This window comes from Streptomyces griseoloalbus, from assembly GCA_014650015.1.
GTDB classification, from domain to species: domain Bacteria; phylum Actinomycetota; class Actinomycetes; order Streptomycetales; family Streptomycetaceae; genus Streptomyces; species Streptomyces griseoloalbus.
This window is the reverse complement of record BMUD01000015.1, coordinates 13,097-28,537: the sequence shown is the minus strand read 5'-3', so window position 1 is coordinate 28,537 and position 15,441 is coordinate 13,097. Positions and strand designations below refer to the sequence as shown.

At 71.9% G+C, this 15,441-nt stretch carries 14 protein-coding genes; 6 read left to right on the top strand and 8 right to left on the bottom strand.

Annotated elements, in window-relative coordinates; translation table 11 throughout:
• Positions 1–26: 26 nt before the first annotated feature.
• Positions 27–1,391 (top strand): tetratricopeptide repeat protein, encoded by a 1,365-nt coding sequence (locus IE178_RS22440; protein ID WP_193513553.1) that lies wholly within the window; start codon positions 27–29, stop codon positions 1,389–1,391.
• A gap of 31 nt (positions 1,392–1,422) precedes the next feature.
• Here IE178_RS22440 and IE178_RS22435 read toward each other — a convergent pair whose 3' ends face one another.
• The 3 genes from IE178_RS22435 to IE178_RS22425 all read right to left on the bottom strand — a co-directional run bounded on the left by IE178_RS22435 (position 1,423) and on the right by IE178_RS22425 (position 4,067).
• On the bottom strand, positions 1,423–1,896 hold the full coding sequence (locus IE178_RS22435) for a VOC family protein (RefSeq protein ID WP_193513552.1): 474 nt from the start codon (positions 1,894–1,896) through the stop codon (positions 1,423–1,425).
• A 70-nt stretch (positions 1,897–1,966) separates the two neighbouring features.
• Positions 1,967–3,049: an EamA family transporter RarD gene (rarD, locus tag IE178_RS22430; RefSeq protein ID WP_193513551.1), complete on the bottom strand. Its 1,083-nt coding sequence runs from the start codon at positions 3,047–3,049 to the stop codon at positions 1,967–1,969.
• Positions 3,050–3,212: 163 nt separating this feature from the next.
• A complete protein-coding gene (locus IE178_RS22425; RefSeq protein ID WP_193513550.1) occupies positions 3,213–4,067 on the bottom strand; it encodes an SDR family oxidoreductase in 855 nt (284 codons plus the stop codon).
• Between the two features lie 91 nt (positions 4,068–4,158).
• On the opposite strand from IE178_RS22425, the gene IE178_RS22420 reads away from it, so the two are divergent.
• Positions 4,159–4,539 (top strand): winged helix-turn-helix transcriptional regulator, encoded by a 381-nt coding sequence (locus IE178_RS22420; RefSeq protein WP_184760957.1) that lies wholly within the window; start codon positions 4,159–4,161, stop codon positions 4,537–4,539.
• A 33-nt stretch (positions 4,540–4,572) separates the two neighbouring features.
• Here the strand turns inward: IE178_RS22420 and IE178_RS22415 are convergent, their stop codons facing one another.
• The 5 genes from IE178_RS22415 to IE178_RS22395 all read right to left on the bottom strand — a co-directional run bounded on the left by IE178_RS22415 (position 4,573) and on the right by IE178_RS22395 (position 11,626).
• Entirely contained in the window at positions 4,573–5,631 is a 1,059-nt protein-coding gene (locus tag IE178_RS22415; RefSeq protein ID WP_193513549.1) for a 2-oxoacid:ferredoxin oxidoreductase subunit beta, read from the bottom strand.
• The gene (locus IE178_RS22410; protein WP_193513548.1) at positions 5,624–7,552 is read right to left on the bottom strand and encodes a 2-oxoacid:acceptor oxidoreductase subunit alpha; all 1,929 of its coding nucleotides are present in this window, start codon (positions 7,550–7,552) and stop codon (positions 5,624–5,626) included. Before IE178_RS22410 ends, IE178_RS22415 begins: the two co-directional genes overlap by 8 nt.
• A gap of 153 nt (positions 7,553–7,705) precedes the next feature.
• The gene (locus IE178_RS22405; protein ID WP_318280200.1) at positions 7,706–8,419 is read right to left on the bottom strand and encodes a LuxR C-terminal-related transcriptional regulator; all 714 of its coding nucleotides are present in this window, start codon (positions 8,417–8,419) and stop codon (positions 7,706–7,708) included.
• Positions 8,420–8,894: 475 nt separating this feature from the next.
• Entirely contained in the window at positions 8,895–10,259 is a 1,365-nt protein-coding gene (locus IE178_RS22400) for a sensor histidine kinase (RefSeq protein ID WP_193513547.1), read from the bottom strand.
• Between the two features lie 110 nt (positions 10,260–10,369).
• Positions 10,370–11,626 (bottom strand): sensor histidine kinase, encoded by a 1,257-nt coding sequence (locus IE178_RS22395; RefSeq protein WP_184760962.1) that lies wholly within the window; start codon positions 11,624–11,626, stop codon positions 10,370–10,372.
• 220 nt (positions 11,627–11,846) lie between these two features.
• Here IE178_RS22395 and IE178_RS22390 point away from each other — a divergent pair, with 220 nt between their 5' ends.
• From IE178_RS22390 to IE178_RS22375, 4 genes are read left to right on the top strand one after another with little or no spacing between them, the layout of a single operon-like run.
• Positions 11,847–12,293, top strand: coding sequence for an NADH-quinone oxidoreductase subunit A (locus tag IE178_RS22390; protein WP_184760963.1), 447 nt, complete (start codon positions 11,847–11,849; stop codon positions 12,291–12,293).
• Positions 12,284–12,952, top strand: coding sequence for an NADH-quinone oxidoreductase subunit B (locus IE178_RS22385; protein WP_184760964.1), 669 nt, complete (start codon positions 12,284–12,286; stop codon positions 12,950–12,952). The genes IE178_RS22390 and IE178_RS22385 overlap by 10 nt, the downstream gene beginning before the upstream one ends.
• Positions 12,949–14,475, top strand: a complete 1,527-nt coding sequence (locus IE178_RS22380) for an NADH-quinone oxidoreductase subunit C (protein WP_193513546.1) — start codon at positions 12,949–12,951, stop codon at positions 14,473–14,475. The genes IE178_RS22385 and IE178_RS22380 overlap by 4 nt, the downstream gene beginning before the upstream one ends.
• On the top strand, positions 14,472–15,440 hold the full coding sequence (locus tag IE178_RS22375; RefSeq protein WP_184760966.1) for a complex I subunit 1/NuoH family protein: 969 nt from the start codon (positions 14,472–14,474) through the stop codon (positions 15,438–15,440). Before IE178_RS22380 ends, IE178_RS22375 begins: the two co-directional genes overlap by 4 nt.
• Position 15,441 lies beyond the last annotated feature (1 nt).

Sequence of the window (15,441 nt, the reverse complement as noted above, 5' to 3'; positions counted from 1 at the left end):
AGGTGTACGACCCGAATGAGGGAACGATGGCTCGACTCAGCCGCGAGAAGAAGCGGGAACAGCAGCAGGCCGCACATGCGGCGAACCCTGCGGCAGCGCCGATCGACGTCCATGTCCCCGTCGGCGGGGAGGGCGTGGGCGGAGCCCTCGTCGGCGGACTGCGGGTGATCGCGGGGCCCGGCGAGGAGATCCAGCAGGCGGTGCTGAACCGTCTCCACCGCATCGCCATCGCCTCCGGTCACGCCGTCGTCGCCACCGTGCACGACGAACGCATCGGCTACGTCGTCCCGCTCCAGGTCGACCCGGACGGCTCCAGCCGCTTCACGGCGCAGCCGGTCCTGATGGCGGCCCCGCAGGACCGGGAGCCGGGGCGGGGAGACGGACCCGCTCCCGTGCCGACGCCCGGCTCCGACCGGCCGACCCACCTGCTGCGCCCCGTGCCGGAACGGCAGGCGCCACCAGAAGGGCAGGCGCCACCGCAACGGCAGGCGCCACCGGAACCGCAGGCGCCACCGAAATGGCAGACGCCACCGGAACCGCAGGCGTCACCGGAACCGCAGGCGTCACCGGAACCGGTGGCGGAGCCGGATTCCGTGCGGGACGCCACCCCCACGTTCAGACTGCGCCCCCTTCCCGAAGCGCGGGCTCCCCGGGACGCCGTACCGACGTTCCGGCTGCGGGCCGTGCCCGAGTCGGCGGAGGTCACACCACCCGGCACGGTCGCACCGCCGACGGGTGCGTTCGGCCCGCCCCCGCCGATGGACGCGAGGCCCCTTCCCGACCCGGAGACCTTCCGGCCCCGGACCCACGCGCACGACGCCGAACGGTCCCCCGAGCCCGAGCCGGTGCTCGACCCCGATCCCAAGCCGACCCCGCCCCGCGGTTTCGACGCCGTGGCGGAGGCCGTGCTCGGTGACGAGCCCTTCGCCGGCTCCGGCGAGAGCCACCTCGCCGAGCCCATGGCGCGGGTCAACGACGCCGTCCGGGCCGGCCGGCTCGACGCGGCGGCCCGGCTGGCCGAGGAGACCGTGACCGAGGCGTCCGGGACCCTGGGACCGGACCATCCGGAGGTACTCCGGCTGCGCGAGCTGACCGCGTACATCGCCTATCTGGCGGGTGAGCCGCTGCGGGCCTTCCGGCTCTCCATGGACCTCGCCGTGATCTGCCGCCGCGCCGGGGACGCGGAGGCCGCCTACGGCAACGTCCGCAGCGCGGCCACCGCCTGGCGCGCGGTGCGCGACCCGCTGCCCGGACTGGAACTCGGGGACGAGCTGATCGCGCTGTGGACCGCGCTCACCGCCGACGACGGCCCGGCCGCCGACGAGATCGAGGAGCTGGAGTCCGCCCGCGTCCGCATGGGGCGGCTGACCGAACGCGCCCGAGCCGAGTAGGGCCCTCGCGGGGCCATGTCCCGCGACGCCCCTAATGGAGGCAGAACTCGTTGCCTTCCGGGTCGGTCATCACCAGCCACCCCCCTGACGGCTCCTCCACCCGCCGCAGCACCCGCGCGCCGAGCCCCTCCAGCCGCCCGAGCTCCTCCTCGCGGCGCCCCTCACCGGGATGCAGATCCAGATGGAGCCGGTTCTTGACCGTCTTGGCCTCCGGCACGCGCTGGAACAGCAGCCGTCGGCCGTGGCCGGTGCCGCTCTCCTCCTCGTAGGGGTCGTCGGGGTGCCGTACGGCCGCGAGGTCGCGCCAGGCGTGCCGGCCGTGGGACTCGACGGTGAGCTCGGCCGGTACGGCGCCGGCGCCGAGCAGCTTCCCGATGAGCACGCTGTTGTCCTCCACCACGTAGTGGAGGGCGGAGGCCCAGAAGTCGGCCTGGGCGTGCGGGTCGGCCGCGTCGATGACGACCTTCCAGTGCACCGGCGTGGACGGTGTGGGTGTCTGCGTCATGCGACCAGTTATAGGGCCCGGCTCTGACACCGTGCGGCCCGGCGCTCCGACCTCCGCGGTGACCGCGGGTCTACGGCCTGGCCTCCAGCGGATCGGCCTCGGGTGCGCCCGGAACGTTTTCGGTGGGGCGCGCCGCGCTCGCCGTCCCGGCCGGCGCGGGGGTCCCGGTCACCTCGGTGGTCCCGGCCGGCTCGGTGGTCCCGGCCGGCACGGCGGCCCGGGTGCTCCTGGACGCGCGGCTTCCGGTGGCGAGGGCACGGGCGCCCCGGCGGGCGGTGCGCAGCGCGTCCCAGGTGAGGAGGGCGAGCGCCAGCCACACCAGCGCGAAACCGGCCCAGCGCTCCGGCGGCATGGCCTCCTTGAAGTAGACGATGCCGAGCACGAACTGGAAGACCGGGGCCAGGTACTGCAGCAGCCCCAGCGTGGACAGGGGCACGCGGATCGCGGCGGCGCCGAAGCACACCAGGGGGAGCGCGGTGACGATGCCGGTCGCGGCGAGCAGGGCCGCGTGCCCGGCGCCCTCGGTGGTGAAGGTGGAGTCGCCCCGGGCGCTCAGCCACAGCAGGTAGCCGAGCGCGGGCAGGAACTGGATCGCGGTCTCCGCCGCCAGCGACTCGACACCGCCCAGGTCGACCTTCTTCTTCACCAGCCCGTAGATCGCGAACGAGAAGGCGAGGCAGAGCGAGATCCACGGCGGGCGGCCGTAGCCGATGGTCAGGACGAGCACCGCACAGGCGCCGACCGCGACCGCCGCCCACTGCACGGGCCGCAGGCGCTCCTTCAGCAGCAGGACGCCCATCGCGATGGTGACCAGCGGGTTGATGAAGTAGCCGAGGGAGGCCTCGACCACGTGCCCCGAGTTCACGGACCAGATGTAGACGCCCCAGTTGACGGTGATGACCGCCGCGGCGACCGTGATCAGCGCCAGCCTGCGCGGCTGCCGCAGCAGCTCGCCGAGCCAGGCCCAGCGGCGTATGACGAGCAGGGCGGCGGCGACGAAGAGCAGTGACCAGACCATCCGGTGGGCAAGGATCTCCGCCGCTCCCGCCGGCTTGAGCAGGGGCCAGAACAGCGGGACGAGCCCCCACATCCCGTACGCCGCGAAGCCGTTCAGCAGTCCTGTGCGCCGCTCTGCGGCCGACTTCCCGGTCACGGGCCCCTCCTTCGTGCCTGACGCGTGCCCTGTCTCCCGCGACGCTCGCCGAACGCGCGCGCGATGCTCGCCGGACGACGGTAACGCCGGACACCCCCGCCTGTCATGTCCGTACCGGCATACGGTCATGACGGGCGGGGTGGGTGGTGCGACGGCCCTCGGGTCAGCCCTTGAGCGCGGCGGCGACGGCCTCGGCGAGCGGGGTGGTCGGGCGGCCGGTCAGGCGGGACAGGTCGCCGCTGTCGACGACCAGTTCGCCCTTCTCGATGGAGGCGTCCACGCCCGCGAGGACGGCGGCCAGCGGCTCGGGCAGGCCGGCGCCGGTGAGGATGCCGGTGAGCGCCTCGACGGTGACCGGGTTGTAGACGATCTCCCGGCCGGTCTGCCGGCTCAGCTCGGCCGCGTACTCGGCGAAGCTCCACGCCTCGTCGCCGCCGAGCTCGTACGTCGTGTTCTCGTGCCCCTCGCCGGTCAGTACGGCGACGGCGGCGGCGGCGTAGTCGGCCCGCGCGGCGGAGGAGACCCGGCCCTCACCGGCGGCGGCGACGACCGCGTCGTGCGCGAGCACCGGGGCGAGGTTCTCGGTGTAGTTCTCGTGGTACCAGCCGTTGCGCAGCAGCGCGTACGGCACCCCCGAACCCAGCAGCGCCTCCTCGGTGCCGCGGTGGTCGTCGGCGAGGGCGGCGCTCAGGGGGCCGGGGGCGCTGGTGTAGGCGAGCAGGGCGACACCGGCGGTCTTCGCGGCGTCGATGACGACCTGGTGCTGCCGCACCCGGCCCTTGTCGAACTCGTTGCCGGAGACGAGCAGCACCTTGTCGCCGGCCGCGAACAGGCCGTCGAAGGTCTCGGGGGTGTTGTAGTCGGCGACCGCGATCCGCACGCCGCGCTCCGCGAGGTCCGCCGCCTTCTGCGGGCTGCGGACGACGGCGGTGACCTGCTCGGCCGGAACCTTCTCCAGCAGCTGCTCCACGACGTGACGGCCGAGATGTCCGGTGGCTCCGGTGACGACGATGCTCATGATCCATGACTCCTTGAGGGGTGCGTAGGCCACTAACCCTACGGACCGCGCTAACTTTGGGAAAGTACCCACTTTGAAGTAAGGTACTGGCATGGCAGTAAGTGATGGGGGCCGGAGAAGCGACGCCGAGGCCATGTGCCCGCACCGTCTGGTCCTGGAACACATGACCAGCCGCTGGGGCGTGCTGGTGCTGATCCAGCTCCTGGAGCGGCCGTACCGCTTCAGCGAACTGCGCCGGGCGATCGGCAGGGTCAGCGAGAAGATGCTCACCCAGACCCTGCAGACCCTCGAGCGCGACGGCCTGGTCCACCGCGACGCCAAGCCGGTGATCCCGCCCCGCGTCGACTACTCCCTTACCGGCCTGGGCCGCGAGGCGGCCGAGCGGATACGCGACCTGGCGCTGTGGACCGAGAAGCGCATGGCCGACGTACTCGCCGCCCGGCAGGCATACGACGGGGCCCGGGCGCAGTAGCGCGCCCGGGCCCCGGATGACCTGCGGCGGGGTTCAGCCCACGACGGTCCAGGTGTCGCCGCCGGCCAGCAGCGCGGCCAGGTCGCCCTTCCCGCGCTGTTCCACGGCGGTGTCGAGCTGGCCGGCCATCAGCGAGTCGTAGACCGGCCGGTCGACGGAGCGGAAGACGCCGATCGGGGTGTTGTGCAGGGTGTCCGGGTCCGCGAGCCGGGACAGCGCGAACGCGGTGGTGGGCGATGCGCTGTGGGCGTCGTGGACCAGGATCTCGGCCTCGTTGTCCGGGGTGACGGTGACGATCTTCAGGTCTCCGGTCGCCCGGTCACGTACGACGCCCTTGGCTCCGTCGGCGCCGAAGCGGATCGGCCGGCCGTGTTCGAGGCGGATGACGGCCTCTTCGGCCTTTTGCCGGTCCTTGAGGACCTCGAAGGCGCCGTCGTTGAAGATGTTGCAGTTCTGGTAGATCTCCACCAGCGCCGTACCGGGGTGGTCGGCGGCCTGGCGCAGGACCTCGGTGAGGTGTTTGCGGTCGGAGTCGACGGTGCGCGCCACGAACGACGCCTCGGCGCCGATGGCCAGGGACACCGGGTTGAACGGCGCGTCGAGGGAGCCCATCGGCGTCGACTTGGTGATCTTGCCGAGCTCGGAGGTCGGGCTGTACTGGCCCTTCGTGAGGCCGTAGATCCGGTTGTTGAAGAGCAGGATCTTGAGGTTGACGTTGCGGCGCAGCGCGTGGATCAGGTGGTTGCCGCCGATGGACAGGGCGTCGCCGTCGCCGGTGACGACCCACACGGACAGGTCACGGCGGGACGTGGCCAGGCCGGTGGCGATGGCGGGGGCGCGGCCGTGGATGGAGTGCATCCCGTAGGTGTTCATGTAGTACGGGAAGCGGGAGGAGCAGCCGATACCGGAGACGAAGACGATGTTCTCCTTCGCCAGGCCCAGCTCGGGCATGAAGCCCTGTACGGCGGCGAGGACGGCGTAGTCGCCGCAGCCGGGGCACCAGCGCACCTCCTGATCGGACTTGAAGTCCTTCATGGACTGCCGGCCCTCGGCCTTCGGCACCAACTGCAGAAGCGCGTTCGGGTCAGTCATCGATGGCCTCCTTCAGCGCCGTGGCGAGCTGCTCCGCCTTGAACGGCATGCCGTTGACCTGGTTGTACGAGCGGGCGTCGACCAGGTACTTCGCCCGGATGAGGGTGGCGAGCTGCCCGAGGTTCATCTCCGGGACCACCACCTTGTCGTACGTCTTGAGGACCGTGCCGAGGTTCTGCGGGAAGGGGTTGAGGTGACGCAGGTGCGCCTGTGCGATCGACTCCCCGGCCGTCCGCAGCCGGCGTACCGCGGCCGTGATCGGCCCGTAGGTCGAGCCCCAGCCCAGGACGAGGGTCCGCGCTCCGTCCGGGTCGTCGACCTCGACGTCCGGGACGTCGATCCCGTCGATCTTGGCCTGCCGGGTGCGGACCATGAAGTCGTGGTTGGCGGGGTCGTACGAGATGTTGCCGGTGCCGTCCTGCTTCTCGATGCCGCCGATGCGGTGCTCCAGGCCCGGCGTGCCGGGGACGGCCCAGGGGCGGGCGAGGGTCCGCGGGTCGCGCTGGTACGGCCAGAACACCTCGGTGCCGTCGTCCAGGGTGTGGTTGGGGCCCTGCGCGAACTGCACGGTCAGGTCGGGCAGCTCCTCCAGCTCGGGGATGCGCCAGGGTTCGCTGCCGTTGGCGAGATAGCCGTCGGAGAGGAGGAAGACCGGGGTGCGGTAGGTCAGTGCGATCCGGGCCGCCTCCAGGGCGGCGTCGAAGCAGTCGGCCGGGGTGCGCGGGGCGACCACCGGGACGGGCGCCTCGCCGTTGCGGCCGTACATCGCCTGGAGCAGGTCCGCCTGCTCGGTCTTGGTGGGCAGTCCCGTGGAGGGGCCGCCACGCTGGATGTCGACAATCAGCAGCGGCAGTTCCAGCGACACGGCGAGTCCGATGGTCTCGGACTTCAGTGCCACGCCGGGGCCGGAGGTCGTGGTGACCGCGAGCGATCCGCCGAAGGCGGCCCCGAGTGCCGCGCCGATGCCGGCGATCTCGTCCTCGGCCTGGAAGGTCCGTACGCCGAAGTTCTTGTGCCGGCTCAGCTCGTGCAGGATGTCCGAGGCCGGGGTGATCGGGTACGAGCCGAGGAACAGCGGAAGGTCCGCCTGGCGGGACGCGGCGACCAGGCCGTAGGAGAGCGCCAGGTTCCCGGAGATGTTGCGGTAGACACCTGGCGGGAACGCCTTCGCCGCCGGGGCCACCTCGTAGGAGACCGCGAAGTCCTCGGTCGTCTCGCCGAAGTTCCAGCCCGCCCGGAAGGCCGCGATGTTGGCGGCGGCGATGTCGGGCTTCTTGGCGAACTTCGTCTTCAGGAACTTCTCGGTGCCCTCCGTGGGCCGGTGGTACATCCAGCTCAGCAGGCCGAGCGCGAACATGTTCTTGCTTCGCTCGGCCTCCTTGCGGGTGAGGTCGAACTCCTTCAGCGCCTCCACGGTCAGCGTGGTCAGCGGCACCGGGTGCAGGTGGTAGCCGTCGAGCGAGCCGTCCTCCAGCGGGCTGCTGTCGTAGCCGACCTTCTGCATCGCGCGCTTGGTGAACTCGTCCGTGTTGACGATGATCTCCGCGCCGCGCGGCAGGTCCCCGATGTTCGCCTTCAGCGCGGCCGGGTTCATCGCCACCAGCACGTTCGGCGCGTCACCTGGGGTGAGGATGTCGTGGTCGGCGAAGTGGAGCTGGAAGGACGACACCCCGGGCAGGGTGCCGGCGGGCGCCCGGATCTCGGCCGGGAAGTTCGGCAGCGTCGACAGGTCGTTGCCGAACGACGCGGTCTCCGAGGTGAAGCGGTCACCGGTGAGCTGCATACCGTCACCCGAGTCCCCCGCGAACCTGATGATCACCCGGTCGAGCCGGCGGACGTCCTTCGTACCCGCCACTTTGCGCTGCTCTCCTAGGACTGCTCCGTCGGCCTGCTCCGCTGGGCTGCTGACCTGGCTGGTCACTGAACTGGACCTCCTTGAGACGGCTGTCCGGGACGGCCCTCCCGCAGGCCTTCCCTGGATCAACCCTACGTCGGTAAGGGTGGCCTTCCTGGGGTCATTCGCATGTTGGACACGACTTCGAGACGACCGGACCACGCCCGTCCCGGTCGGTGATCAGGAGTTGAGGTAGGTGAGAACGGCCAGCACGCGCCGGTGGTCGCCGTCGCTCGGGGACAGCCCCAGCTTCAGGAAGATGTTGCTGACGTGCTTCTCCACGGCACCGTCGCTGACCACCAGCTGCCTGGCGATCGCCGAGTTCGTCCGCCCCTCGGCCATCAGTCCCAGGACCTCCCGCTCGCGCGGGGTGAGTCCCGCGAGCACGTCCTGCTTGCGGCTGCGTCCCAGCAGCTGCGCGACCACCTCCGGGTCCAGCGCCGTGCCGCCCTGCGCCACGCGCACCACCGCGTCCACGAACTCACGTACCTCGGCCACCCGGTCCTTCAGCAGATAGCCGACGCCACGGCTGGAATGGGCGAGCAGTTCCGTGGCGTAGCGCTCCTCCACGTACTGCGACAGCACCAGCACCCCGACTCCGGGATGCGCCTTGCGCAGCTGCACCGCGGCCCGCACGCCCTCGTCGGTGTGCGTCGGCGGCATCCGTACGTCGGCGACCACGACGTCCGGCAGCAGGTTCTGCCCGTCCAGCTCGGTGATGGTTTTGATCAGCGCGTCGCCGTCACCGACCCCGGCCACGACCTCGTGGCCCCGGTCGGTCAGCAGCCGGGTCAGGCCCTCCCGCAGCAGCACTGAATCCTCGGCGATGACCACCCGCACCCTGTCCTCCACGTCTTTCGTCCCCCATGCCCCTGTCGCCGTGCCCGCCCTCATGGCGGGCCCGGTCGTCAGGTCCAGCATTCCAGCATCCGGTGGGGGACGTGGCGGAGCAGCGCGATCGGGGAGTGTCATCGCGGCTGCCCGTCCGTGTTCCGTACGCGAGTGACGCACGGGTGGCGGGTGCGAGCCAACGCCTCGCACCCGCCACCCGGGGGCTATTCGGCCCGCCGGTCTCAGTCCGCCGGTCCGCCGGTCTCAGTCCGTCGGCCCGCCGGTCTCTGTCCGCCGGTCCGCCGGTCTCTGTCCGCCGGTCTGCGGTCTTCGGTCTGTGGTCTCTGTCCGCCGGTCTGCGGCCTTCGGTCTGCGGTCTGCGGTCTTCGGTCTTCGGCCTTCGGTCTCCGGCCTTCGGTCTCCGGCCTTCGGTCTCCGGCCTTCGGCCTTCGGTCCGAGCCGGTCGAGTCGATGCGAGCCAGTCGGTCTCAGTCTGTCGTCAGCGGCCCCGCCCCGGCCGGGTCCGCTTCCGCCGTCGTCATCGGGTCCGCTCCGCACGCCACGGCAGTTCGGCGGTCACCCGGGTCGGGCCGCCTGCCGGTGAGTCCACCACCAGGATCCCGTCCACCGCGTCCAGCCGCTCCGCCAGACCCGACAGGCCGGACCCCCCGGACACATCGGCGCCGCCCACCCCGTTGTCCACGACCTGGAGCATCAGCCGGTTATCCGTCCGCCACACCTCCACCGCCGCCCAGGTCGCCCGCGCGTGCTTGCTGACGTTCTGCAGCAGCTCCGAGACGGTGAAGTAGGCGATGCCCTCGATGGCCGGCGCGGGCCGCTCCGTCAGGTCCACCTCCACCTGCACCGGGACCGTGCACCGGGAGGCCACCGCCGACAGTGCCGCGTCCAGACCCCGGTCCGTCAGCACCGCCGGATGGATGCCGCGGGCCAGGTCCCGCAACTCCCGCAGCGCCGTCTTCACCTCGCCGTGCGCCTCGTCCACCATCCGCGCCGCCACCTGGGGGTCCTCCCGCAGCTTCTCCTTCGCCAGCCCCAGATCCATCGCCAGCGCCACCAGCCGGGCCTGTGCCCCGTCGTGCAGATCGCGCTCGATGCGCCGCAGGTCCGCCGCCGCCGTGTCCACCACGACCCCGCGGTCCGACTCCAGCTCCACCACACGCGTGGCCAGCCGGGACGGTCCGAGCAGCCCGTGCACCATCAACCGGTCCACCATCGTCAGCGCCCGCACGATCCACGGCGTGGCGAGGGTGAACAGCAGGCCCACCAGCGCGGTCACGGTGATCTCGAGCGGGTTGTCCAGATAGATACGGTGGTGCTCGTCGCCGTACACCTGTATGCCGCCCTGCCCGGCGTACATCGGGAAGACCCAGAACCACAGCGGATACGTCAGCAGCGACCAGCCCAGCAGCCAGACATTCACCGTGACGACGAAGGAGAGCACCGCCCACGGCAGCTGCAGCACCGCGTACAGCAGGGCCCGCCAGGAAGCGCCGCTCTTGAGCACGGCACCCGTCCACGCCATGAACCCCTGCCGCTTCATGCGCAGGGGCTCCGGCTCGGCCACCTCCAGGCGCAGCAGCCCGCGCGCCCGCGCCCGCTCCACCGCCCCGAACCCGCGGCAGCCGACGAGCGCCGCCGCCAGCACCGGGACCCCGAGGAACGTCACCAGCAGGCCTGCCCCCAGCGACACCATCGTGACCGCGTACACGAACAGCAGAATGCTGATCGGCAGGCTCAGCAGTACATATCCCAGCTCCCGCCAGGTGCGCCCCTCGACGGGCGCCCGCAGCGCGGCCGGCAACCGGTGCCCACGCTCCTCGGCAGCCCCGGGATGTCCGGGCATAGCGTCGAGCCCGTCATCCTGTCCGTAGTCCCTGGCCATCGGCGTCGTCCTTCTCCTCGTCCGGCGGCTGTGCTGTCGTACCTCCAGGCTCCTCCGCCGCAGGTCGGCGGACCATGGAGTCCGTCGCAGTCTTGGACGGGGGGTTTTCCCTACCTCCGGCCGCGGGCGTCCGCCCCCTTGGCCGTCCCGGCGCCCTCGGCCAGGGCGCCGGAGCGGTCCCGCCACGGCAGCTCCGCCGTCACCGTCGTCGGACCGCCCTCCGGAGACTTCACGACGAGCAGCCCGTCCACCGCGCCCAGCCGGTCGGCGAGTCCCCGTATGCCCGTCCCGCCGTCCAGGCTGGCGCCCCCGCGCCCGTCGTCCCACACCTGGAGGAACAGCCGGCCCTCCGACCGCCACACCTCCACGGTCGCCGACCGGGCCCCGCTGTGCTTGCTGATGTTCTGCAGCAGCTCCGAGACGGTGAAGTAGGCGATGCCCTCGATGGCGGCGGCCGGCCGCTCGTCCAGGTCGACCGTCACCCGCACCGGCACCGTGCAGCGCGAGGCGACCGAGGACAGGGCGGCATCCAGACCCCGGTCGGTCAGGACCGCCGGATGGATGCCCCGCGCCAGATCCCTCAGCTCCCGCAACGCCAGTTTCACCTCGCCGTGCGCCTCCTCGACCATCGTCGCCGCGGCATCGGGATCCTCCAGGAGCTTCTCCTTGGCCAGCCCGAGGCCCATCGCCAGATTGACCAGCCGGGCCTGCGCCCCGTCGTGCAGATCGCGCTCGATGCGCCGCAAATCCGCCGCCGCCGTGTCGACCACCACGCCCCGGTCGGACTCCAGCTCGGCGATGCGCCGCTCCAGTTCGTCGGAGGGCGACAGCAGACCGCGCACCATGGCCCGGTCGGCGTTGGCCAGGCCCCGCGTGACGAACGGCAGTACCGGCCACAGCACGAACAGACCGGTCAGCGTGACGACGAAGGTGAGGATGCCCCAGGGCAGACGAATGAGTCCGTACAGGACCGTCCGCCAGCCCACCGGGTCCTTGAGCGACATCCACAGCCGCGGCCAGAACCCACCGGAACCGCGCGGCAGCCTGCTCGGCTCCTCCACCCGCACCCCGAGCAGCTTCCTGGCCCGCGCCCGCTCCATCCTGCCCAGCAGCCGCGCACCCATCAGCCCTGCCCCGAGCAGCGGTAACCCGACCATCGTGACGGTCATCCCCACCCCCGTGGACAGCATGGTCACCACGTAGACGAAGCCGATCAGCGACACCGGGAGGTTCGCCAGGAGGTGGGCTATCTCCTTCCAGGTGTGCGTGTCGTACGCGAAACGGGCCGGCGGCGGACGGTCACCGTGCCCGGAAGGGGCCGGGACTGCCGTCATGGGCGTGCCCGGGGGCGACAATGGTTCGGTCATGTGCATCAGCGTGCCCGGAGCCGGGGGTCTGCGCCATGAGGCGGACCGCCAGAACGCACTGAGGAAAACCCCACCCCACGCATGCCGTACGGTGACGGGCTGCTTACCGTGCCTTTATCAGGGCCTAGACTCCCGTGCGTACAGATCGTCGAACAGTGGCGTTCACCGGCACGGATCACAGCAACGATCAGGGACATCGGCCAGGGAGTGAGGGGCGGACGTGCGGGAACCGACCGTCGTCGATTCGACCGTCGCCGTCGCGGCGGACTCCGCGACGAACTCCGCGACGGGAGTCGCGGCGGACTACTTCCAGTCCTACTCGGTCGTCGGACTGCTGGGCGTCGTCGGCCTGCTGTTCGTCGCCGTCGCCTTCGGGGCGGGACGCCTGCTGCGGCCCGTGGTCCCCACCCCCGAGAAGCTCCTGACGTACGAATGCGGAGTCGACCCCGTGGGCGAGGGCTGGGCCCACACCCAGGTCCGCTACTACGTCTACGCCTTCCTCTACGTGATCTTCGCCGTCGACTCGATCTTCCTCTTCCCGTGGGCGACCGTCTTCGCCGCCGACGGCTACGGCGCGACCACCCTCGTGGAGATGTTCATCTTCCTCGGCTTCCTCGCCGTGGGCCTGCTGTACGCATACAAGAAGGGCGTCCTGACATGGACGTGACCCCCTCGACCTCCTCCGTTCCGTCGGGCTCCGAGCCGGTCCTGCTGCCGGAGCCGAAGAGGCTCGGCGCGCTGGCCCGGCTGGCTCCCGAGCCGATGAAGGTCGTCCTCAACTGGGGCCGCCGCTACTCGCTCTGGGTCTTCAACTTCGGCCTCGCCTGCTGCGCGATCGAGTTCATCGCCGCGTCCATGGCCCGGCACGACTTCATCCGCCTCGGCGTCATCCCCTTCGCGCCGGGGCCGCGCCAGGCCGACCTGATGGTCGTCTCCGGCACGGTCACGGACAAGATGGCGCCCGCGGTGAAGCGCCTGTACGAGCAGATGCCCGAGCCGAAGTACGTCATCTCCTTCGGCGCGTGCAGCAACTGCGGCGGTCCGTACTGGGACTCCTACTCCGTCACCAAGGGCGTGGACCAGATCATCCCGGTCGACGTCTACGTCCCCGGCTGCCCGCCCCGGCCCGAGGCACTGCTCCAGGGAATCCTGAAACTCCAGGAGAAGATCGCACGCGAGTCGCTGGGGGAGCGGTACGCCTCCGGCCCCGGCACGGTTCCCGGCGCGGGGCGCCCGTCGGCGGCGGCCCTGCAGAGCGGGCTGGTCGAGCCGCCCGCGACCGGTGACTCCGGTGGCGGTACGCCTGGCGAGGGGGAGGGCCGATGACCGCGGTCGGCTGGCTTCCCGCCGGCGCCGAGGAACTGTTCGGTACGCAGGCCACGGCGGAGGAGTCGTACGGCGTCCTGACCGTCGACGTTCCGCCCGCCTCCTGGATCTCCGCCCTGGAGACCGCGCGCGACCGCGTTGGCTGCACGTACTTCGACTGGCTGAGCGCGGTCGACGAACCCGGCACGGGATTCCGCGTCACGGCACACGTCGCCGCCCTGTCCCCGGTACGCCGCCTGTTGCTGCGCACCACGGTGCCGCACGAAGCACCGACGCTGCCGTCCGCCGTGGGCGTGTACGCGGGCGCCGCCTGGCACGAACGCGAGACGCACGAGATGTTCGGCGTCGACTTCACGGGCCACCCGGGCCTGGACCACCTGCTCCTGCCGGACGGCTTCGAGGGCCACCCGCTGCGCAAGGACTTCGTCCTCGCGGCCCGGGTCGCCAAGGCCTGGCCCGGCGCCAAGGAACCCGGCGAATCCGAGCACGGCGGCCCCAAGCGCCGTCAGATGCTGCCCCCAGGAGTCCCCGACCCCAACGAATGGGGCCCCCTGAAGGGCCAGCTCCCGCCGGCCCCGGCCCGCCCGGCCCGAGGCGCCGGCAGGGCGGCCGCGGGCGCCGGTCGAGCGGCCGCGGCCGGAGAACGCCCGGCACCCACCCGCACGGCAGCCGACCGCCCACCGCGCCGCACGCGTTCGGCGGCGGAGGGTTCCGCGAGTCAGGCGGCCACCACCGAGGGTCCCGCTCAGCCGTCGGCCCCACCGCGCCGCACGCGTACGGCGGCGGAGGGTTCCGCGAGTCAGGCGGCCACCACCGAGGGTCCCGCTCAGCCGTCGGCCCCACCGCGCCGCACGCGTACGGCGGCGGGGGGCTCCGCGAGTCAGGCGGCCGAGTCGGGTTCCGAGTCGGCCGCGCCCTCGGAACCGACCGCTGCGCCCGCACGACGCGCGCGGAGTGCGAGCGAAGGGTCGGCGTCGCAGCGTCCCGGCACCCCCGCCGCCGGCGGCCCTCGCCGGGCGCGCACCGCTTCCGGGGGTTCCGCCGGCCAACGTGCCGCGTCGGACACGGCGGCGTCGTCGGACGAAGCCGCGACAGCGGGTGACGACTCGGCCCCCGCGCCCACTGAGGGCCGGCCGGACCGAAGGCCTCCCGCCGCGCCACGCAGCCCGGACGCGCCCTGGCACCACGCCCGCCCGGCCTTCACCCAGCCCGAAGCGGAGGGCGGCGCCGAGCCCGGCACCGGACCGGCCGACGAGCCTGAACCCGGCACCGCGGCCGAGCCCGGCACCGGACCGGCCGACGAGCCTGAACCCGGCACCGCGGCCGAGCCCGGCACCGAGGCCGAGCCCGGCACCGAGGCCGAGCCCGACATCGCGCCCGAGCCCGACATCGCGCCCGAGCCCGGCACCGCCCCCGGCGCTGCTCCCCGCACCCGGCCGGAAACCGGCAACGACGACGACCCCGAGACCCCAACCCCCGACGAGACCCCCACCCCCGAAGACCCCTCAGGAGGCCCGCGGTGAACGACGTGCTCGACGTCGCCCTGCGACTCCTGGTCGTGTTCGTCGTCTTCCTCACCTTCCCCCTGATCGTGGGCCAGACCGAGCACAAGGTGATGGCCCACATGCAGGGCCGCCTGGGCCCCATGTACGCCGGCGGCTTCCACGGCTGGGCCCAGCTCATCGCCGACGGTGTGAAGTTCGCGCAGAAGGAGGACGTGGTCCCGGCCGGCGCGGACCGCCGTATCTTCCAGCTCGCCCCCGCCGTCGCCCTCCTGCCGTACCTCCTCGTCCTGCTCGCCATCCCGATCGGGCCGGGCGAGGGTGCCGTCGGCCAGGTACTGGACGCCGGCGTGTTCTTCGTACTGGCGGTCATGGGCGTGGGCGTCCTCGGCTCGCTCATGGCCGGCTGGGCGTCCGCCAACAAGTTCTCCCTCCTCGGCGGTCTGCGCACCGCCGCCCAGCTCCTCGCCTACGAACTCCCGATGCTGCTCACCGCCGCCTCGGTGGCGATGGCTGCCGGCACGGTCTCCCTCGTCGGCATCCTCGACGCCTTCGAGTGGTGGTGGCTGCCCTGGCAGATCACCGGCGCGCTCGTCTTCTTCATCGCCGGCCTCGCCGAACTCCAGCGCCCGCCCTTCGACATGCCGGTCGCCGACTCGGAGATCATCTTCGGCGCGTACACCGAGTACACCGGTCTGCGCTTCGCGCTCTTCCTCCTCGCGGAGTACGCCGGAATCGTCGTCCTGTGCGGGCTGACCACCGTGCTCTTCCTGGGCGGCTGGCACGGCCCCTGGGGAGCCGACGGCCTCGGCTGGGTCTGGACCCTGCTGAAGACCGCGATCCTCGCCTTCGTCGTCATCTGGCTCCGCGTCACCTACCCCCGCCTGCGCGAGGACCAGCTCCAGAAACTCTCCTGGACCCTCCTCGTCCCCCTCTCCCTCGCCCAGATCGCCCTCACCGGCGTCGTCAAAGTGGTGATCCAGTAAT

Bases quoted from the DNA above. Each gene is read 5' to 3' on its own strand.
- IE178_RS22405 (WP_318280200.1), bottom strand. From the start codon at position 8,419: ATGAGGGCGGGCACGGCGACAGGGGCATGGGGGACGAAAGACGTGGAG.
- IE178_RS22400 (WP_193513547.1), bottom strand. From the start codon at position 10,259: ATGGCCAGGGACTACGGACAGGATGACGGGCTCGACGCTATGCCCGGA.
- IE178_RS22415 (WP_193513549.1), bottom strand. From the start codon at position 5,631: ATGACTGACCCGAACGCGCTTCTGCAGTTGGTGCCGAAGGCCGAGGGC.
- IE178_RS22440 (WP_193513553.1), top strand. From the start codon at position 27: ATGGCTCGACTCAGCCGCGAGAAGAAGCGGGAACAGCAGCAGGCCGCA.
- IE178_RS22385 (WP_184760964.1), top strand. From the start codon at position 12,284: ATGGACGTGACCCCCTCGACCTCCTCCGTTCCGTCGGGCTCCGAGCCG.
- IE178_RS22420 (WP_184760957.1), top strand. From the start codon at position 4,159: ATGGCAGTAAGTGATGGGGGCCGGAGAAGCGACGCCGAGGCCATGTGC.
- IE178_RS22395 (WP_184760962.1), bottom strand. From the start codon at position 11,626: ATGACCGAACCATTGTCGCCCCCGGGCACGCCCATGACGGCAGTCCCG.
- IE178_RS22435 (WP_193513552.1), bottom strand. From the start codon at position 1,896: ATGACGCAGACACCCACACCGTCCACGCCGGTGCACTGGAAGGTCGTC.
- IE178_RS22380 (WP_193513546.1), top strand. From the start codon at position 12,949: ATGACCGCGGTCGGCTGGCTTCCCGCCGGCGCCGAGGAACTGTTCGGT.
- IE178_RS22425 (WP_193513550.1), bottom strand. From the start codon at position 4,067: ATGAGCATCGTCGTCACCGGAGCCACCGGACATCTCGGCCGTCACGTC.